Raw genomic sequence first — 19136 nt, forward strand, 5'->3', positions numbered from 1 at the left:
GCGCAGCCCCGTCCCCGCGCAGGCGGTCGGAAGCGACCACCCCACCCCCCCCCCCCCCCCCGCGCCCCCGCCCCCCCCCCCCCCGCCCCGCCCCCCCCCCCCCCCCCCCCCCCACCCCCACAGGCACGCGGAGCAAGTCTGGAAACAACAAGCTCAGAGGGACAGTTCGGGCTTGAGGCGGGTGGGCGTCCAGACCCGCTGGCGCCAGGCCGCGATCGTGCTCAGCAGCAGCGACGCCACCAGGTAGCACAGCAGGACACCGGCCGCGGTCGTCGCCGCCGCCGTGCCCGCCCCGCCGTAGAGCAGGTGGCGCAGGCCGTTGACGACGTAGCCCAGCGGCAGCACCTGGTGCAGCGGGTGCAGCGGCTCCGGGATCGTCTGCCACGGGAACGTGCCGCCCGCGGTGACCAGCTGCAGCACCAGGATGACCAGGGCGATGAACTTGCCCTTCGGCCCGAACGCCGCGTTGAGCGCGTGCACCACCGCGGTGAAGGCGAATGACGTGAGGATCAGGAAGCCGAGCGTCCACCAGGTGTGCGCCGGCTGCACGCCCACCCCGAAGACCACGACCAGGTAGAGCAGCACGGCCTGCACGAACCCGACGATCGCCGCGGGCAGCCAGCCGCCGATCGCGACTCGCCAGGGCGCGACCCCGGCGGCGAGTGCGCGGCTGGACAGCGGGCGCATCAGCAGGAACAGCACGAAACCGCCGATCCACAGCGCCAGGCCCATGAAGAACGGTGCCAGCCCGGCCCCGTAGGTGCCGGCCTTGACCTGGGCCATGGTGTCGATGGCGACCGGGTCGCCGATGGTGTCGGCGGTGGCGTTGCGGGTGTCCTCGTCGGGGTTCGGGATCTCGTTCAGGCCCTCGCCCAGCTTCGTCGCGAGCGTGCTCGAACCGTCCGCGAGCTTGCCGGAGCCGTCGGAGAGCTGCTTGGTGCCGCCCGCGAGCTGGTCCGCACCGCTGCTGAGCTGCTTGGTGCCCGCCAGCGCTTGCTGCTCACCGGAGCGGAGCTGCTGCGCGCCGTTGTCGACCTGGACGGCACCGTCGGCGAGGCGTCCGATGCCGTTGGTCATCGTCGGCATCGCGTTGGCCAGCGCGCGGTTGCCGTCGGCGACCTGCTGGGAGCCGTCGGCGAGCTTCCGCAACTGGCCGACCTGCGTCTGCACCTTGCCGTTGGCGTCGGTGATGGGCCTGTTGAGCTCGTCGATGCCCGCGACGATGCGCTGCACCGCGTCCTCGTCCACCCCGTTCTTGCGGAGCTGGTCGGCGATGTCCTTCTTGGTCGAGCTGAGGTTGTCGACGATCTCCTGCGAGAGCCCGCCGAGCGTCTCCGCCTTGGAGGCGAGCTGCTCGTTGCCGGCGGCGACCTGCGCTGCGCCGTCGGCCAGCTTGGCGGTCTGCTCCGGCAGCGGCGCGGTCGACCGCTGCAGTTCGGTGAGGCCGCTGCGCAGCTGCTGCGTGCCGTCGCCGAGCCGGTTGGCGCCGTCGGCGAGCTTGGTCTGGCCGTCGACCAGCTGGTGGGCTCCGGACGCCAGCTGGTCGGTGCCCTGCCGGGCTTCCCCGAGCCCGTCGCGGAGCTGGCCCGCGCCGTCGGCGAGCTGGCCCGCGCCGTCGGCGGCCTCTGCGGTCTTGTCGTGCACGGTGCTGAACCCGAGCAGGAACTGGTTCGCCGCCTCGGTCCCGGCGCTGGCCGCGACCCCCTTGCGCACCTCGGAGGCCACCTTGTCGGCGATGGTGCCGACCAGGTAGTTGTTGGCGTCGTTGGTGATCAGCTGCAGCTTCGCCTGCCGCGGCTCGAAGTCGGCGGGGGAGACCAGTGCGCCGGAGAAGTCCTTCGGCACCACCAGCGCGAACGTGTACCGGCCGCTGGCGACGCCGTCCTGCGCCTCCTGCGCGTCGGTGCGGGTCCAGTCGAAGGTGCCGGAATCCAGGAGCTCCTGGTAGACGTCCTGACCGGCGTCCAGCCGCGTGCCGTCCTCGCGCTGCGCGCCGGCGTCTTCGACGACCACGGCCGCGGGCACCGAGTCGAGCTTCCCGTAGGGATCCCAGTTCGCGTAGATGTACATCGCGCCGTACAGCAGCGGCACCAGGGTGACCGCGAGCAGCGCGAGCTTGGGCAGTTTGCCCGAGGTGAGGCGGCGCAGCTCGGTGGCGGCGAGCCGGAATGTAGTCATCGCAGACCTTCAGCAGAATCCAGAGTGGACTGTTCGGGGTTGTCCGCGCCGACGCGGGCGGGCGAGATGCCCAGCTTGTCGGCGGAGTGCGGGGAGCAGAGCGCGATCACGGCCAGGCCGCGCTCGGCTTGGCGGGCGGCGAGGGAGTACCAGCCCGTGGGGTCGCCGCCGTGGCGGTCGGGGCAGTCCAGCACCAGGGCCTTGGTGGCGCGGCCCTCGCAGGCGAGTTCGGTCAGCAACCGGGTGCGCTCGTACCCGGCCAGGTGCTCGAAGCGCTGCTCGCCGGCGCCTTCGGGCAGCCAGTCGCGGGCCGACAGCCAGTCCCGGACCCGGCGGCGGCCGGATCTGCGGCCCGCCAGGCTCAGGCCTTCGGCGACGACGTCGCGCACCGCCAGCGCGTCGTCGGGCTCGGTGATCTGCGGCGCGTCGACGACCGCGACGCTGCGCCGCAGCGCGCTCGCGTCGACGGCGCCGTCCAGGCGCACGGTGCCGCGGGTGGGGCGCAGCCGACCGGAGAGGGCCAGGGCCAGCGCGGTGCGGCCGGAGTTCGGGTCGCCCGCGACCAGCAGGACCTGCCCGGTCCGGGCCCGTAGCGTTGTGGGCGCCAGCAGCGTCCCGTGCGCTCCGATGACCTCGACGCCGGTGGCGACGATCTCCACGCAGTCTCCTCGACTTTCACGACCGGTGCGCCGGCCGCGCGAGCCTCAGCGCAGCGCGGTGGCCGGGCGCACCTCCCACATCGTCCACAGCGGCCGGTAGCCCTGGCGGGGCCAGAACACCGAGGACAACGGGTTGGGCGGGTTGTAGTACAGGAAGCTGCCGACGGCTCCGGCACGCGCGAACTCGTTGTGAGCCGTGGCCATCAGCTGCTGGCCGACGCCGGTGCCGCGGAGCTTCTCCTGCACCGACACGCAGTTGACGTACGCCCACGTGCCGGACCTGAGCCGGGAGCCACCGGGTGACTTGGCGGTGTCGACCCAGCCGCACTCCGCGACCGCGACCGGCGTCCCGTCCTGCTCCGCCAGCCATACCGGATCGCTGGAGTGCAGGCGCACGTGCGCAGCGGTCCGCTTCAGCTGCGGAGCGTCTGGTCGGTACGTCGACGTGCCGACCATGGCAGCGTATTCGAGCTCGCTGAGGGTGAGTTCGACGACGGCGTCGAGGTCGGCCGGTCCGGCGCGACGTATGTTTACGGTACCAGATAGTTTCGTATATGCAACCGGTGCGGTGGGGCGCACGGCGAGGCAGGCCAGCGGCAGGAAACCGTGATCCAGCAACGCCCTGGTCGCCTCGACGTCCCGGCTCGGCCACACGACCGTGCAGGCCGAGTTGGGCCCCGGCGCCTGCGTCGCCAGCCACTCGCGCCAGGTGTGCAGCAGCGCGTCCATGCCGGCGTGGGGCTGCTCGCCGAGGATCGGGAAGAGCTCGAAGACCTCGCCGGCCTGCCAGAGGCTCTGGGCCGACCCCGGCGGGCTCGAGTTCCGCGCGGCGAGCCCGGCGACCGTGCCGCCGCCGGGGATCCGGGCCACGATCGCCTCGGCGCCGGCCGGCAGCTGGTGGGCGTCGGGCAGCTGCGGGTCCAGCGCGGCGAACCGCGCGAGCTGCGCCCGCATCAACTCCTGTGCAGTCGCCACGACTTCCCCTCAGCGCTGTCTCGACTGTTGACTTGGGTGTTTGTTCTTGAAGCGCCGAAGGCGCTTGGCCCACCTACGCAACTGGCACCGCCGCGGGTTCTCAGACGTTCGTCTGGCGAGGACAGCCCCGATGCCGCGTATTTGGTCATACGTAAGTCGGGGCTCCCACAGTCCAGGCGGCGTCTGAGGTTCCGCAACTCGCACCGCTACGCAAAACGAGCCTAGAATTATTCTCCCTCAGCGGTGGCAGACGAAGATCGCGGTTCCGGGGAACAGGCGTCCGCGCAGCGGGCTCCACTGCCCCCAGGTCTGAGTGTGCCCCGCCGGCCACTCCGGTTCGATCAGGTCGACCAGGCGCAGCCCGGCGCCGGCCAGTTCCCGGACGAAGTCGCCGAGGGTGCGGTGGTGCTCGACGTAGGTGGCCCGGCCCGCGTCGTCGACCTCCAGGTACGGCGTGCGGTCGAAGTAGGAGTGCGTGGCGGTCAGCCCGGTCGGCCCCGGGTCGTCGGGGAAGATCCACCGCATCGGGTGCGTCACCGCGAAGACCCACCGGCCGCCCGGCCGCAGCACCCGCGCGACCTCCCGGAACACCGCGCCGACATCGGCCACGAACGGCACCCCGCCGAACGCCGAGCAGGCCAGGTCGAAGGAGGCGTCGGCGAACGGCAGGCAATCCGCGCTCGCCTGCACCAGCGGCACCGCGGTCCCGCTGCGCTCGCCGCCCGCGACCGCGTGCCGCAGCATCCCGGCCGAGATGTCCAGCCCCACCGGGTGCGCGCCCTGGTCGGCGAGCCACCTCGAGCACGACGCCGCGCCGCAGCCGACCTCCAGCACCCGCTTGCCGCGGACGTCGCCGAGCAGTCCGGCGTCGGCCTCGCGCAGCCGCTCCGGGCACCACATGAAGTCGCTGTCGCCGAGGAACGCCCCATGCTCGGCTTGGTAGTCGTCGGCGTCGGCGTCCCACCACAGCCGGCTCGCGCCCCGCGATTCCGCCGCGTCGACAGTGCGTTTGCTCACACCCGTTGTGCCCAACAGCCGCTCCGCGGAGCTACTCTGGAGCTCGTCGTGTTCCGGGTCATCGGCTCGTGCCAAGGGTTCTCCCCGCCGATATCGGGTATTGCTCGGACGTGGGGCATTCTCCTCGCCCGGGACCGGTCGGTCGTTCGGGCGTACCGCGGTTTGCCCGACGATCGAGAAAGCGCGTACGATACCGCCCGCGTCGTGGGTCTTTCGCCGACGGCTCCGACTGCCGGGTCGCACCGGTGGTGGGGGGCGGTCGACGGAGCGGGATCTCGCTGGTCCAGCGAGTCAGCTGGTCCCGGCCCGGGGCGCGGCAACAACGTAGATCCAGCGACCAAACTATCCGTACCGGAGCAACCCACCTGATGTCCACCGACACCACCACCGTCCCGACTGCAGCCGCCACCAAGCCGCAGGTCGCAGTGAACGACGTCGGGACGGAGGAGGACTTCCTCGCCGCCGTCGACCAGACCATCAAGTACTTCAACGATGGGGACATTGTTGAGGGCACCATCGTCAAGGTCGATCGCGACGAGGTGCTGCTTGACATCGGCTACAAGACCGAGGGCGTCATCCCCTCCCGCGAGCTGTCGATCAAGCACGACGTCGACCCCGCCGAGGTCGTCACCGTCGGCGACTTCGTCGAGGCGCTTGTTCTCCAGAAGGAGGACAAGGAAGGCCGGCTGATCCTCTCCAAGAAGCGCGCCCAGTACGAGCGCGCCTGGGGCACCATCGAGGAGCTCAAGGAGAAGGACGAGCCCGTGCGCGGCACCGTCATCGAGGTCGTCAAGGGCGGCCTCATCCTCGACATCGGGCTGCGCGGCTTCCTGCCGGCCTCGTTGGTCGAGATGCGCCGCGTCCGCGACCTTCAGCCCTACGTGGGCCGCGAGCTCGAGGCCAAGATCATCGAGCTGGACAAGAACCGCAACAACGTGGTCCTGTCCCGCCGCGCCTGGCTGGAGCAGACCCAGTCCGAGGTCCGCAGCGAGTTCCTCAACCAGCTGCAGAAGGGCCAGGTCCGCAAGGGCGTCGTGTCCTCCATCGTCAACTTCGGTGCGTTCGTCGACCTCGGTGGGGTCGACGGTCTGGTGCACGTCTCGGAGCTGTCCTGGAAGCACATCGACCACCCGAGCGAGGTCGTCGAGGTCGGCCAGGAAGTCACCGTCGAGGTCCTCGACGTGGACATGGACCGCGAGCGCGTCTCGCTGTCGTTGAAGGCCACCCAGGAAGACCCGTGGCGCCAGTTCGCCCGCACCCACGCGATCGGCCAGATCGTGCCGGGCAAGGTCACCAAGCTGGTGCCGTTCGGTGCGTTCGTCCGCGTCGACGAGGGCATCGAGGGTCTGGTCCACATCTCCGAGCTGGCCGAGCGCCACGTGGAGATCCCGGAGCAGGTCGTCCAGGTCGGCGACGAGGTGATGATCAAGGTCATCGACATCGACCTGGAGCGTCGCCGGATCTCGCTGTCGCTGAAGCAGGCCAACGAGGGCTTCAGCCCCGACTCGGAGTTCGACCCCACCCAGTACGGGATGGCGGCCGAGTACGACAACGAGGGCAACTACATCTACCCCGAGGGCTTCGACGTGGAGACCCAGGAGTGGACCGAGGGCTACGAGAAGCAGCGTGAGGAATGGGAGCGGCAGTACGCCGAGGCCCACACGCGCTACGAGAAGCACATCGCCCAGATCGTCAAGGCCCGCCAGGCCGACGCGGAGGCCGCTGCGGCCGCCGCGGCCGGTGGCGGCGAGGAGCCGACCAGCGGTGGCGGCAACTACTCGTCGGCTTCGAGCGACGAGCAGGACAGCGGCTCGCTGGCCAGCGACGCGCAGCTGGCGGCGCTGCGGGAGAAGCTCTCCGGCGGCGCGTGAGCCTGACGCCTAGCGGCTGAGGCAACACCACGGCCCCGCACCTTCCGAGGTGCGGGGCCGTGAGTCTTTTCCGCGACCGTCGGTCCGGGCGGCCCGGTGGGCTGGCAAGATGGGTTTCGTGTTGCGGGTGGGACTGAGCGGTGGAATCGGGTCCGGCAAGTCGACGGTGGCCAGGCGGTTGGTGGAGCGCGGCGCCGTGCTCATCGACGCCGACGCGCTGGCCCGCGAGGTGGTGCAGCCCGGCACGCCGGGGCTGGCCGAACTCGTGGAGCGGTTCGGCGAGGACATCCTGGACGCCGACGGCGCGCTGAACCGCCCGGCGTTGGCGGGCAAGGTCTTCGGCGACGACGAAGCGCGCGCGGACCTCAACGCGATCACGCACCCCAAGATCCGCGACCTGACGGCCGAGCGGATGGCGCAAGCGCCCGCCGACGCGGTCGTGGTGCACGACGTGCCGCTGCTCGTCGAGGTCGGCTACGCGCCGAACTACCACCTGGTGATCATCGTCGATGCGCCGGAGCCAGACCGGGTGCGACGGCTGATCGACCGCGGCCTGTCGGAGGACGACGCCCGCGCCCGCATCGCCGCGCAGGCCACCACCGAGCAGCGGCGCGAGGTCGCGGACGTGTGGCTGGACAACAGCGGTTCGGTCGATGCCGTGCGCGCCCAGGTCGATGCGCTGTGGCAGGACCGGTTGGTGCCGTTCGAGGAGAACGTGCGGCTGCGCCGCCGCGCGCCGAAGCGGGCGCCCAAGCTGGTCGACCCGGATCCGGAGTGGCCGCGGCAGGCGCGGCGGCTGATCGCCCGGATCGAGCGCGCGGCGGGCGACAAGGCGGTGCGGGTCGACCACGTCGGCTCCACCTCGGTGTCCGGCCTGCCCGCGAAGGACATCATCGACCTGCAGCTGACGGTCCGGTCGCTGGCCGACGCGGACGCGCTCGCCGGGCCGCTGGGCGAGGCCGGTTTCCCGGTGCTGCCGGACATCCTCGGCGACACTCCGCACACCTTCGCGCCCGATCCGGCGCTCTGGGAGAAGCGGATCCACGCGTCGGCCGACCCGGGCCGCTACGCGAACCTGCACGTCCGGGTCGACGGAACGCCGGGTCAGCGCGTCGCCCTGCTGTTCCCGGCGTGGCTGCGCGCCGACGAAGCCGCCCGCGACGAATACCTCGCGCTCAAGCGGAAGGTGGCGGCGGAGCACGCCGCCGACCCGGACCACGGCGCCTACGCGGACGCCAAGGAACCCTGGTTCGCGGAGGCGCTCCCCAGGGCCTGGCAGTGGGCCGAGCACACCGGCTGGGCCGGCTGAGCCCGGCTCAGGTCGCCGAGCGGAGGATCTCGGCGATCTTGGTGTAGCCGTTGCGTTCGGCGTGCTGCAGCGCCGTCAGCCCGTTGCGGTCGCGGATGTTCACGTCGGCGCCTGCGTCCACGAGCAGCTGCGTGACCTGCTGGTAACGCTCGCTCCCGTCGCCGAGCACCACGGTTTCCAGCAGCGCCGTCCAGCCGGGGTCGTTCACGTGGTTGATGTCGATGCCGGTCTTCACCGCCGCGCGCACGTATTCGACGTGCCCGTGCTCACCGGCCGGGATCAGCGCGGTTCCGCCGAAGCGGTTGGTCAGCGCGAAGTCCGGGTTCGCGGGCAGCAGCGCTCCCAGCATGCCCACGCTGCCGGTCACGCCGGTGGCCAGGAAGGCGCTGTCGCGGCGGTCGTCCTGCGCGTCCGGATCGGCACCGGCCCTGACCAGCTCGCGGGCGACGTCGACGTGATCGGCGAGCGCGGCCAGCAGCAGCGGGGTGCGCTCGCGCTCGTCGCGGGCTTCGACGTTCGCGCCAGCGGCGAGCGCGGCGCGCACCTGCTCGAGATCGCCGTCGTCGGCGGCGCTCAGCAGCTGTTGATCCGCCGCGGGGTTGGGCGCGTGCTGCTCGGGGGCGGGCTGTTGTTGTGCCGCGGGCGGCGGGGGAGTCGCTGGTGCCGTCGGCTGCTCGACCGGAGCGCAGGCGGCGAGCGCGATCACGGCGAACATCCCGACCGCCACTCGTCGACCGATCGCGCCGGTGTGCGCGGTCCTCATCGGATCCTCCTGCTCGGGTGGTGGCCGGCCCCCGGTGACACCGGGGACCGGCCCGGGGGTGTTACCGCAGCTCGGCCTGGATGGCCTGCAGCCCGGCGCGCGCGAACTCCTCGTCCAGGTCGCCGCTGGGCGCACCGGCCACGCCGATGCCCGCGATCGGCGAGCCGGCCGTCACCGGGACGCCGCCGCCGAGGAACAGCGTGCCCGGGATGTCGCGCAGCGTGGCGCCGTCGCCGGTGGCCTGCTTGCCCAGCTCGGACGTCGCGCGGCCCCAGGCGACCGCGGTGAAAGCCTTGCGCTTCGCCGACTCGCCGCTCTGCGGGCCCGCACCGTCGCCGGTCAGGCGCACCCGCTCGTTGCCCGCGCGGTCCACGATGGACACGGTGACGCGCTGACCCTTGGCCTCGGCGGCGTCGAGCGCGGCCTGCGCGGCCTTGGTGGCGGCGTCGATGCTCAGCACCGGCTGCTGCAGGACGGCGGCCGGCGGGCGCTGCGGGGCCTGCTGCTGGACCGGGTCGGCCTGCGCGACGGTCAGGCCGGTGGCGCCGCCGAGGATGCCGAGGCCGACCAGGGTGCCGATGATGGCGCGGTTGCGGGTGGTGGACTGCATCGGGATTCGCTCCTAGGTCCGATTGACTTGTGCTCCAAGCTTCCGTCGCAGGCGGGCTCCGGACGTCGTCGGAAAGGATCGTTCGACGGCCTTGCCCGGTGGATCCCGGATCAACCGATCCATTGATGCGGGCTCGGGGCGCGCCGTCTAGGTTCGTGTCTTCGACGTGACGAGAGGACCGCATTGACCGACGACCTCCGGCCGGGAGGCTGGCTGTACCGCGCGATGCACGTGGGCTTCTTCGTGCTGCTCGCCTCTTCGGCGTCGCGCTATGTCGCCGCGCACGGCTTGGCGGGCGTGACACCGCTGCTGCTGGGCCTTTCCGGGGCGCTGGTCGTGGTCTACGTGCTCGGTGTGGTCTTCTGGGGGCAGAGCAAGCGCGTGCGGCAGTTGTGGCTGGCCGCGGTGGTCGCCCTCTGGTGCGCGCTGGTGCTGGTGGCGCCGAGCTTCAGCTGGTGCGCGGTGCCGCTGTTCTTCGTCTGCTTGCGACTGCTGCGGCCCAAGCCGCTGATCATCGCCGTGGTGCTGCTGACCGCGACGGTGATCTTCGGGCAGTTGCGGCTGGCGCCGAAGTTCGAGGTCGTCGACGTGCTGGTGCCGCTGGCCGTCGCGACGATGGCCACCGCGGTGTTCCTGGAGCTGCGCTGGGAGAGCGAACGCCGCAAGGCGCTGATCGACCAGCTCGTGCGCACGCGCGGTGAGCTGGCCGAAGTCCAGCGCGAGGCGGGCATCAGCTGGGAGCGCGAGCGGCTGGCCCGCGAGATCCACGACACGATCGCCCAAGGCCTGTCCAGCATCCGGATGCTGCTGCAGGCGGCGGAGCGCGGCGGCGACACCAACGAGCACGTGCGGCGCGCGGGCGAGGTCGCCGAGGACAACCTCGCCGAGGCCCGCCGGTTCGTGCGCGGGCTCGCGCCGGCCGCGCTCGAACGGCAGTCGCTGCCGGAGGCGCTGCGCGAGCTGGCCGACCGGACCGCGGCGGAGTCGGGCGTGGAGGTCCGCTTCGAGGTGGTGGGCGAGCCGCTGCCGACCAGGGCGGCCGACGACGCGGTGCTGCTGCGGGTCGCCCAGGGCGCGCTGGCCAACGTCCGCGAGCACAGCGCGGCGAGCATCGCCGGGGTGACTTTGTCCTATTTGGACGATGAGGTCACGTTGGACGTGCGCGACGACGGCACCGGTTTCGACCCCGCCGCCCCGAGCCCCGGCACCGGGCGCGGCTACGGGTTGTCCGGGATGCGGGCGCGGGTGGAGCAGTCGGGCGGCACGCTGGCGGTGGAGAGCCGGCCAGGCGAGGGCACGGCGGTGGCGGCGACGCTGCCGGTGGGGGGGATCTCGTGACGGACGCGGTGCGGGTGCTGGTGGTCGACGACCACCCGGTGGTGCGGGCCGGGCTGCAGGCACTGCTCGCCGGGGCTGCGGGCATCGAGGTCGTCGGCGAGGCCGCGACCGCGGTGGAGGCCGTGCGGCAGGCGGACGCCTTCCGGCCCGACGTGGTGCTGATGGACCTCCAGCTCGGCGACGGCGTCGAGGGCGTGGAGGCGACCCGGCGGCTGCTGGCGCTGGACACCCCGCCGCGGGTGCTGGTGCTGACCACCTACGACGCCGACACCGACATCACCCGCGCCATCGACGCGGGCGCCACCGGCTACCTGCTCAAGGCGGGCCCGCCGGAGGAGCTGTTCCAGGCGATCCGGGCGGCCGCGCAGGGCAAGACCATGCTCTCGCCGGAGATCGCGTCCCGGCTGCTGCAGCGCAGCCGCGCGCCGGAGCAGTCGCTGAGCGCCCGGGAGGTGGAGATCCTGGAGCTGCTGGCGCAGGGCCTGGGCAACAAGGAGCTGGCGAAGAAGCTGTTCATCAGCGAGGCGACGGTGAAGACGCACCTGGTGCACATCTACTCGAAGCTCGGGGTCGACAGCCGGATGGCGGCGGTGAGCGCGGCGGTCGAGCGCCGCCTCATCCGCCTCGATTCCCCGCCTCGTTGACAGGAGCCTCTGCAGCTCAGGCCCGTGCGTACTTCATGCTGCTGTAGAGGCTGTTTTGGATGTCGTGGTGTGAGGTGTAGTGCCGCGGGGTTTTGTCTTTGAAGCGGCGCAGCCGCTTAGCCCACCTATGCAACCGGCACCGCTGCGGGTTCTCAGGGGTCTTCTCGCGAGGACAGCCCCGACGTGGTGAATTGGCATTCATGATGTCGGGGATCCCACAGCGAGAAGGCGCCTGAGGTTCCGCTACCCGCACCGCTACGCAGAACGAGCCTGGAAACAGGCTCTGGTCACCAGATGTCGAAGATGCCCCGGTGGGCCAGCCACTGGTTGATGTCCCGGTGGCGGGTCACCTCGTCGAGCGTGCGGTGCACCGTGCGCAGCGCGTAGTCGGCTTCGCTGAGCCGGATCAGGCCGTTGTCGACAGCGGCGGCGAACTCGGCCGCGCGCGTGATCCGCGGCCGGCCGTGCTCTCCGACCTCCAGGCCCAGCAGCAAGTCGGTGGTGGTCCACGACCGGGTTTCGCGCTCGATGTGGACCGCGGTGAGCAGGCTCGGCCCGCGGCGGGAGTGCCTGCGGCGCGGGCGGTAGCGGGTCAGCCGCAGCCCGAGTTCGGGCAGCAGCCAGGTGATCTCGGCGGCGTGGTCCGCCGCGTCCGGTGTCGGGCATTCCACCGAGAGTCCCCAGCGCTCGACGTGGCAGACCTCCAGCGGCGCGACGACACCGGACGACTGCCTACGCTGCGAGCTGAAGACGTCGATAACTTCAACCAGTTGGGGTGAAATCGCAGCGCTCACGGCGTCAGACAGTAACGGGAAAACAGCGTTGAAAGATCGACAGCACCAGTTTTTAACGTAACTTTTCGGAGCTCGTCGAATATCGATTCGGTGCGTGGTGCGATCATCACCGGGATGGCGGTAGCGTCCGCTGGTCCGGTACGGGATCTTGGACGGGTTGCCCGCGCCACGACAGCTCGATTCCGTTGTCGCGCAACCACTTCGGCAGGTCGTACCCGTGCCTCGCGAGGCCGTCGACGGCGGCGCAGGCGCGTCGCATCGCGCGTTCCGCGGTTTCCGGATCGAGCAGTTCCGCGCGCACCGCGATCACGAATTCGTCGATGTCCAGCAGTTCCGCCGCGCGCCCGTCCCGCACCACGATGTCCAGGTAGTGGTCGACGGTCCGCCACTGCCGTTCGCCCGGCTCGACGTCCGCCACGTCGATGTAGAAGTCCACGTCGTCTTCGTGGCCCGGATGCCAGTACCAGCGGGTCACGCGCAGCCCCAGCGAGGGGAGCAGCCAGGATTCGAGGGCGGCGATGCGGGGATGCCCGGGCATCGGGCGGGCCAGGTAGAGGCCGAAGGGCTCGCGCGCGTAGTGCGTCACGGTGCGCACGTGGCCCTTGGGGTCGGTGTTGGTGTTCGCCACGAGGTCGAAGACCTCGACCTTCGGCGGGTGAACGGGCAGGCCGAGCTGTTCGGCGATCTCGCGCTGCGTGGTCACCCTGCCACTGTATGCGGGCGGGCGCGGCGTCCGAAGGTCGTCGCGCCCGCTATTCCTTCACCACTTGTGCTCCCTCACCTCCGATCGGTCGGGGTCAGGTCGTCGCGCGGGTGGCGTAGGCCGGAGCCATCGTGCCCAAACCCGCGAGGATCAGGACCGCTCCGCCGATCACGTTGCAGAGCACGCTGCTGGTCATGATGGCGGTGCCGCTCATGATGAATACGGCCACGATCGTCCACACACCCAGCACCGGAACGGTCCAGGCGATGCCGTGCGTGCGGTGGTAGGCGGCCGCGAACGAGAGCCCTAGAACGGTCGCGGTCAGACCGGTGACCAGGTTGTTCAGCGTCAACGACGGCGTCATTGCGTGAAAGCCGGTGATCCACGGCGACAATGCGACGAACAGGCCACCGAGCACGGTGAGGCCGTCCGCCACCTGAGCGGTCGGAGTTTCCGCCGCCCGCTCGTAGCGCAGGCGCATCTCGGTGAGATCCGGATGCCCAGCGATCGGTGCGCTGCTCGACATCACACCACCTCCTGCACTGGGGTGACGCAATCCATTATCTGCCCTGGTGGCCGTTTGAGCACCCCGTGACGCGACACGATGTCGGGGTGGGCTCGTACATTGGTTGTCGTGGCATTCGCGACTGAGCACCCCGTACTGGCCCGCTCCGAGTTCCGGCCGGTCAGCGACATCCCGCGGACCGACGGCCGGTTCCGCATGGTCAGCGACTACCAGCCCGCCGGCGACCAGCCGCAGGCGATCGCGGACCTGGAGCGCCGGATCAACTCCGGCGAGAAGGACGTCGTGCTGCTCGGGGCCACCGGTACGGGCAAGTCGGCGACCACGGCCTGGCTGATCGAGCGCATCCAGCGGCCCACCCTGGTGCTGGAGCCGAACAAGACGCTGGCCGCCCAGATGGCAAACGAGCTGCGCGGCTTCTTCCCGGACAACGCCGTCGAGTACTTCGTCAGCTACTACGACTACTACCAGCCCGAGGCCTACGTCCCGCAGACCGACACCTACATCGAGAAGGACTCGTCGATCAACGAGGACGTCGAGCGGCTGCGCCACTCCGCCACGTCGAACCTGCTCAGCCGCCGCGACTGCGTGGTGGTCTCGTCGGTGTCCTGCATCTACGGCCTGGGCACCCCGCAGTCGTACCTGGACCGGGCCATCCCGCTGGAGGTCGGCGGCGAGATCGACCGCGACGTGTTCCTGCGCGCGCTGGTGGACGTCCAGTACACCCGCAACGACATCGCGTTCGCCCGCGGCACATTCCGGGTGCGCGGCGACACCGTGGAGATCATCCCGGCCTACGAGGAGCTCGCGGTGCGCGTGGAGTTCTTCGGCGACGAGATCGACCGGCTGCACTACCTGCACCCGCTGACCGGCGAGGTCGTGCGCGAGGTGCGCGACCTGCGGATCTTCCCGGCGACGCACTACGTGGCCGGCCCGGACCGGATGGACAAGGCCATTCGCAGCATCGAGGCCGAGCTGGAGGAGCAGCTGGGTCTGCTGGAGAAGCAGAACAAGCTGCTGGAGGCCCAGCGGCTGCGGATGCGCACCCAGTACGACATCGAGATGATGCGCCAGGTCGGGTTCTGCTCCGGCATCGAGAACTACTCCCGGCACATCGACGACCGCCCCGCCGGGTCGGCGCCGGCGACGCTGATCGACTACTTCCCGGACGACTTCCTGCTGGTCATCGACGAGTCGCACTACACGGTGCCGCAGATCGGCGGCATGTACGAGGGCGACGCGTCCCGCAAGCGGACCCTGGTCGAGCACGGCTTCCGGCTGCCCAGCGCGCTGGACAACCGGCCGCTGACCTTCGAGGAGTTCTCCGACCGGATCGGCCAGACGATGTACCTGTCGGCGACGCCGGGCCCGTACGAGATGGCGCAGGCCGGCGGCGAGTTCGTGGAGCAGGTGATCCGCCCGACCGGGCTGATCGACCCCGAGGTGATCGTCAAGCCCACCGAGGGCCAGATCGACGACCTGGTGCACGAGATCCGGGAGCGCGCCGAGCGCGACGAGCGGGTGCTGGTCACCACGCTGACCAAGAAGATGGCCGAGGACCTCACCGACTACCTGCTCGAACTGGGCATCCGGGTGCGGTACCTGCACTCCGAGGTGGACACGCTGCGGCGGGTCGAGCTGCTGCGGCAGCTGCGCCTGGGCGAGTACGACGTGCTGATCGGCATCAACCTGCTGCGCGAGGGCCTGGACCTGCCGGAGGTCTCGCTGGTGTCGATCCTGGATGCCGACAAGGAGGGCTTCCTGCGCTCCGGCACCAGCCTGGTGCAGACGATCGGCCGCGCGGCCCGGAACGTGTCGGGCCAGGTGCACATGTACGCGGACCGGATCACCGACTCGATGCGGCACGCCATCGACGAGACCAACCGGCGCCGCGCCAAGCAGATGGCCTACAACGAAGAGCACGGCATCGACCCGCAGCCGCTGCGCAAGAAGATCGCCGACATCCTGGACCGGGTGTACTCCGAGTCCGAGGACACCGAGGAGTCGGTGGCCGTCGGCGGTTCCGGCCGCAACGTCTCGCGCGGCAAGAAGCCGACCGGGGAGTCGGTGGCCAGCGCCGGGCTGCTGGAGGACCGCGACATCAAGTCGATGCCGCGCGCGGAGCTGGCGGACCTGGTGCAGCAGCTCAACGACCAGATGATGAACGCTGCCCGCGAGCTGCAGTTCGAGCTGGCGGCGCGGCTGCGCGACGAGATCCACGACCTGAAGAAGGAGATCCGCGGCATGGACGCCGCCGGCATCGAGTGACGGCTACCGGGTCTGGAACACCGCGAATGGTGTAAAGGTGCCGAACTCGGTACCATGGTGCCATGGCGCTCAACATCAAGGATGGGCGGACCGAAGAGCTGGCTGCCAAGGTCGCCGAGCTGGCGGGCGAGACGAAGACGGGTGCGATTCGGCAATCGCTGGAGGAGCGCCTCGAACGGCTCCTGCAGCAGGCTCGCCGGGCGGAACGCGAGGCCCGGCTGAAGAGGTTCCTGGAGCACGAGGCTTGGCCGCAGGTGCCGCACTCCGAGCTGGGGCGGTCGGTCACCCGGGCGGAACGCGAGGCGATTCTCGGCTACGGGCCGGAGGGCGTGTGATCCTCGACAGTTCGGCGATCGTGGCCGTCCTCCTCAAGGAGGACGGTCATGATCGCCTGCTCAAGTCGCTCGCGCAGGCGGACGAGGTGGGCGTCGGCGGGCCGACCGCCGCCGAAACCGGGATCGTCCTCACCGCTCGGCTCGGCGTGGTCGGACGGACCTTGCTCGCCCGCTTCTTCGAGGAGGCGGGCGTGGAGGTCGTCGACTGCGGGGCGCAGCACTGGAAGACCGCGGTCGAGGCCTACGAGCGATTCGGGAAGGGGCGGCACCCGGCGGGGCTGAACTTCGGCGATTGCCTGACCTACGCGATCGCCTGCGTGACCGGGCGGCCGCTGCTCTGCGTCGGCGATGACTTCCCGCGGACCGACGTCGTTCTCGCGGCCGTCTGACTTTGTCGGTGCCCGGAGCTACGGTCCGTGCTGGAGGTGGTCGGGATGGGCCTGGGTTTCCAGGTGACCTTTGATGCGCACGATCCGGCTCGGTTGGCGGCGTTCTGGGCTCTCGCGCTGGAGTACGAGATCCAGCCGCCGCCACCTGGATTCGAGTCGTGGGAGCAGTTCGGGCGCCAGGTCGGGCTGCCGGAGGAGAAGTGGGACGCCTTCGCCGCGGTGATGGACCCGGCGGGGGAGGGGCCGCGGGTCTTCTTCCAGCGCGTGCCCGAGGGCAAGGCCGCGAAGAACCGGGTGCACCTGGACGTCAACGTCAGCCGGCGCGGCCTGGCGCTCGACAAGACCGCCGAGCGCCGCCAGATCATCGCCGAGCACGTCGAGCGGCTCAAGGCGGCGGGCGCCACCTGCGTCCGCGAGGTGGACGAACCCAACGGCTACTGCATCGTCCTGCAGGATCCCGAGGGCAACGAGTTCTGCGTGCAGTGACGGGACGGCGGCCGTCGGCCCGGACGGCCGCCGTCCAAGGAAAGTGCGCGTCACCGCTGGCCCGAGGTTTTGTTCTTGCCGACCTTGACCTCGCGCGAGCCGTGCAGTGCGGGGCCGCGCTTGGCGCGCTGTACCTTCCCGTTGCTATCGGCCGACCACGAAGGGGGCGAGGGCCAGCGTTCCATGAGCGCGTTGCGGAGTTCGCGACCGCGCACGTTTACGATGCCGGTGCCGAGCAGGGCGGCGACGAACATGCCCACCGAGACGACCATCGCGGCGAGCGATTCGGTGCGATAGGCGGCGAAGACGTCCTCCGAGCCCAGTCCCAGCCCGTTGCCGACCAGGTAGGAGGACGTGCTGAACACCAGGCCCGCCCCGGACATCGTCGCGCCGACACGCGCCAGCGGATGGGTCTGCCGCTGCGAGTGGTAAGCCAGCAGGTCCTCGGCCGGGCGCTCGGATCTCGGGTCGGCCAACCTCGTGCGCAGCTCGGCACGTTCGGACCGGCGCTGCCTCCAGTCGAACAGCACGCCGATGGCCGCGAGTAGCACGCCCAACGAGATCAGGACCGCGAAGATCCAGACTCCCGCGGCGATCAGGGTCTCGATCGGCGAGGAGTAGGTGGTCTCCTCGCACTCGTACCTCCCGATCCCCGGAGTACTCGTGCAGCGCGTCAAGACCGACATCTGCAGCGCGAGGGCGCCTCCGAGCCAGAGACCCGCGGCACCGTAGAGACACCGCTTCGCGATCGACGGCCTGGACGTAGTCTTCTTGCCCGCACCGTCACGGCGTGCTTGTTTCGCCGCCTTCCAGGCGTGTCCTTCGTCGTTCGAACTCCAATGCGCGGCGACCCGGGCATGGCGACGTTCGTGGGCCGGGGTGAGCAGATGGGAACTGGCATAACCGACGAAGGCCATGATCAAGGCGTAGCCGGTGACGAGGGAGAAGATCAGCATGCTCTCGGCGTCGTCTCCTTCCGCCAGCACCACGATCAGCCCGATCACCCCCAGCAAGCCGGCCAGGGCCGCGTTCCCCCAGCCGAAGAAGGCGAGCGCCTCCGCGGGTTTGCCGGTGACGGACCGAACCTGGTCGGGCGAAGGAACGGCGTAGCGGGACGCGCCCCGTGCGGCCGCGTTGACGATCGCCTTGGACGTGGTCGACTCCCGCAGGAAGCTGGCCACCGCACCAGCGGCACACACGACCAGCACCAACGCCAGCAGAACGCCCATGCTCATGCGGCTGAGGTGGTCGACGGCCTCCTCGAGGCCGGGATCATCGAGCAGGTCCTCTTCGGCGAGAAGGCCAACGCCCATGATCAGCGCGAAGGCGCAACCCAGGCCGATCAGGAACGAGGTCAGGGAGTGAACGCAGGCACGCGCGGTCTCACCGGCCAGCCCGACTTCGTACTCGTACCAATGCCAGGGGTTGGTCTGGTTTCCGTCGTCACTCACCGGGGATCTCCTCCGCCTGCGGCGTTTCTCGCCGCATCATAGGGAGGGAGTCATCCCGCGGATTACTCACCCGCATCGAGAACGGCGCCGCGAGAACGGTGCCGCGACTTCGTGCGCTAAAACAGTGCCGAAACTCGGGCATCGCAGAGGGCAACGAGTTCTGCGTGCAGTGACGGGACGGCGGCCGTCGGCCCGGACGGCCGTGTCCACTGTGGTCGGTCGCTGGTGACCTCGCCGCGGCGGCAGGCCGGGGCCGTCGTCCCGGTCGGCGTCCCAGGTTGGCCTCGGAGAGTCGTTTACTCGGTCGCGGTGCCGATCGGGGTCAGCATCCGGTGGGGGTTCTGCAGGGCTCGGGCTACGCGGTCGCTGCGGTGCATCGCGTTGGTTCCGGGGCCGGGGCGGACGACGAGGTCGTCGGGGTCCGGGTGCTGGTCGCAGGCGGGGCATCGTCCGGACTCGTCGATGTCGGCGTCGCATGCCGCGTGGCTGAAGATCCGGGCGGGATGCGGCCCGCTGGTGTACCGCTCGCCCCACTTGGACAGGGCGAAGATCGCCGGCCACAGCGCCCGGCCGGCCTCCGTGAGCAGGTACTCCGGGTGTCCGCCCGCATCGTCCCGGGTCAGCACGCCCGCCTCGACCAGGGTGTCGAGCCGGTCGGTGAGCACGGCTCGGGAGATGTCGAGGTGCTCGCGCAGGTCCGTGAAGCGGCGCACGCCGTAGAAGCAGTCGCGGAGGATCAGGAGGGTCCAGCGCTCGCCGACCACTTCCAGTGCGCGGGCCAGGAAGCAGCCCTGCTGGTCGTATCCGGTTCCGAGTGCCACGA

The 19136-nt window shown here is 70.5% G+C and carries 19 protein-coding genes; 8 read left to right on the forward strand and 11 right to left on the reverse strand.

The window, feature by feature from the left end; genetic code table 11:
* Positions 1-153 precede the first annotated feature (153 nt).
* From AB0H93_RS14980 to AB0H93_RS14995, 4 genes are all read right to left on the reverse strand, one after another.
* Complete coding sequence (locus tag AB0H93_RS14980; protein WP_358572513.1) at positions 154-2178, reverse strand: YhgE/Pip domain-containing protein; 2025 nt, start codon at positions 2176-2178, stop codon at positions 154-156.
* The gene (locus tag AB0H93_RS14985) at positions 2175-2837 is read right to left on the reverse strand and encodes a hypothetical protein (protein WP_358572515.1); all 663 of its coding nucleotides are present in this window, start codon (positions 2835-2837) and stop codon (positions 2175-2177) included. The genes AB0H93_RS14980 and AB0H93_RS14985 overlap by 4 nt, the downstream gene beginning before the upstream one ends.
* A 45-nt stretch (positions 2838-2882) precedes the next feature.
* Positions 2883-3812, reverse strand: coding sequence for a GNAT family N-acetyltransferase (locus tag AB0H93_RS14990; protein ID WP_358572517.1), 930 nt, complete (start codon positions 3810-3812; stop codon positions 2883-2885).
* Positions 3813-4049: 237 nt separating this feature from the next.
* A complete protein-coding gene (locus AB0H93_RS14995; protein WP_358572519.1) occupies positions 4050-4904 on the reverse strand; it encodes a class I SAM-dependent methyltransferase in 855 nt (284 codons plus the stop codon).
* Positions 4905-5197: 293 nt separating this feature from the next.
* On the opposite strand from AB0H93_RS14995, the gene rpsA reads away from it, so the two are divergent.
* Positions 5198-6700 carry a 30S ribosomal protein S1 gene (gene rpsA / locus AB0H93_RS15000; protein ID WP_358572521.1) on the forward strand — a complete coding sequence of 501 codons (1503 nt, stop codon included), beginning with the start codon at positions 5198-5200 and terminating at the stop codon, positions 6698-6700.
* Positions 6701-6818: 118 nt separating this feature from the next.
* Entirely contained in the window at positions 6819-8009 is a 1191-nt protein-coding gene (coaE, locus tag AB0H93_RS15005; protein WP_358572987.1) for a dephospho-CoA kinase, read from the forward strand.
* 7 nt (positions 8010-8016) lie between these two features.
* Here the strand turns inward: coaE and AB0H93_RS15010 are convergent, their stop codons facing one another.
* Together AB0H93_RS15010 and AB0H93_RS15015 are read right to left on the reverse strand one after the other, a co-directional pair.
* A complete protein-coding gene (locus AB0H93_RS15010) occupies positions 8017-8772 on the reverse strand; it encodes an ankyrin repeat domain-containing protein (protein ID WP_358572523.1) in 756 nt (251 codons plus the stop codon).
* Between the two features lie 61 nt (positions 8773-8833).
* Positions 8834-9382, reverse strand: coding sequence for a heme-binding protein (locus tag AB0H93_RS15015; protein ID WP_358572525.1), 549 nt, complete (start codon positions 9380-9382; stop codon positions 8834-8836).
* A 183-nt stretch (positions 9383-9565) separates the two neighbouring features.
* On the opposite strand from AB0H93_RS15015, the gene AB0H93_RS15020 reads away from it, so the two are divergent.
* Together AB0H93_RS15020 and AB0H93_RS15025 are read left to right on the forward strand one after the other, a co-directional pair.
* On the forward strand, positions 9566-10720 hold the full coding sequence (locus AB0H93_RS15020) for a sensor histidine kinase (protein ID WP_358572527.1): 1155 nt from the start codon (positions 9566-9568) through the stop codon (positions 10718-10720).
* The gene (locus tag AB0H93_RS15025) at positions 10717-11364 is read left to right on the forward strand and encodes a response regulator transcription factor (protein WP_358572529.1); all 648 of its coding nucleotides are present in this window, start codon (positions 10717-10719) and stop codon (positions 11362-11364) included. The genes AB0H93_RS15020 and AB0H93_RS15025 overlap by 4 nt, the downstream gene beginning before the upstream one ends.
* A 287-nt stretch (positions 11365-11651) precedes the next feature.
* On the opposite strand, the gene AB0H93_RS15030 is transcribed toward AB0H93_RS15025, so the two are convergent.
* The 3 genes from AB0H93_RS15030 to AB0H93_RS15040 all read right to left on the reverse strand — a co-directional run bounded on the left by AB0H93_RS15030 (position 11652) and on the right by AB0H93_RS15040 (position 13342).
* Positions 11652-12158: a hypothetical protein gene (locus AB0H93_RS15030; RefSeq protein WP_358572531.1), complete on the reverse strand. Its 507-nt coding sequence runs from the start codon at positions 12156-12158 to the stop codon at positions 11652-11654.
* Positions 12159-12264: 106 nt separating this feature from the next.
* Positions 12265-12861 (reverse strand): DUF402 domain-containing protein, encoded by a 597-nt coding sequence (locus AB0H93_RS15035; protein ID WP_358572533.1) that lies wholly within the window; start codon positions 12859-12861, stop codon positions 12265-12267.
* Between the two features lie 94 nt (positions 12862-12955).
* Positions 12956-13342, reverse strand: coding sequence for an SPW repeat protein (locus AB0H93_RS15040; RefSeq protein ID WP_358572535.1), 387 nt, complete (start codon positions 13340-13342; stop codon positions 12956-12958).
* A gap of 153 nt (positions 13343-13495) precedes the next feature.
* Here AB0H93_RS15040 and uvrB point away from each other — a divergent pair, with 153 nt between their 5' ends.
* The 4 genes from uvrB to AB0H93_RS15060 all read left to right on the forward strand — a co-directional run bounded on the left by uvrB (position 13496) and on the right by AB0H93_RS15060 (position 16862).
* A complete protein-coding gene (gene uvrB, locus AB0H93_RS15045) occupies positions 13496-15652 on the forward strand; it encodes an excinuclease ABC subunit UvrB (RefSeq protein WP_358572537.1) in 2157 nt (718 codons plus the stop codon).
* Between the two features lie 62 nt (positions 15653-15714).
* Positions 15715-15987, forward strand: a complete 273-nt coding sequence (locus tag AB0H93_RS15050) for a type II toxin-antitoxin system VapB family antitoxin (protein WP_358572539.1) — start codon at positions 15715-15717, stop codon at positions 15985-15987.
* Entirely contained in the window at positions 15984-16376 is a 393-nt protein-coding gene (locus AB0H93_RS15055; protein WP_358572541.1) for a type II toxin-antitoxin system VapC family toxin, read from the forward strand. The genes AB0H93_RS15050 and AB0H93_RS15055 overlap by 4 nt, the downstream gene beginning before the upstream one ends.
* Positions 16377-16403: 27 nt before the next feature.
* The gene (locus AB0H93_RS15060) at positions 16404-16862 is read left to right on the forward strand and encodes a VOC family protein (RefSeq protein WP_358572543.1); all 459 of its coding nucleotides are present in this window, start codon (positions 16404-16406) and stop codon (positions 16860-16862) included.
* Between the two features lie 50 nt (positions 16863-16912).
* Here AB0H93_RS15060 and AB0H93_RS15065 read toward each other — a convergent pair whose 3' ends face one another.
* Complete coding sequence (locus AB0H93_RS15065) at positions 16913-18313, reverse strand: hypothetical protein (RefSeq protein WP_358572544.1); 1401 nt, start codon at positions 18311-18313, stop codon at positions 16913-16915.
* A 296-nt stretch (positions 18314-18609) separates the two neighbouring features.
* A complete protein-coding gene (locus AB0H93_RS15070; RefSeq protein ID WP_358572546.1) occupies positions 18610-19134 on the reverse strand; it encodes a helix-turn-helix domain-containing protein in 525 nt (174 codons plus the stop codon).
* Between the last annotated feature and the right edge of the window lie 2 nt (positions 19135-19136).

The sequence above is a fragment of the Saccharopolyspora sp. NPDC050642 genome (assembly GCF_040654735.1).
GTDB lineage: Bacteria > Actinomycetota > Actinomycetes > Mycobacteriales > Pseudonocardiaceae > Saccharopolyspora > Saccharopolyspora elongata.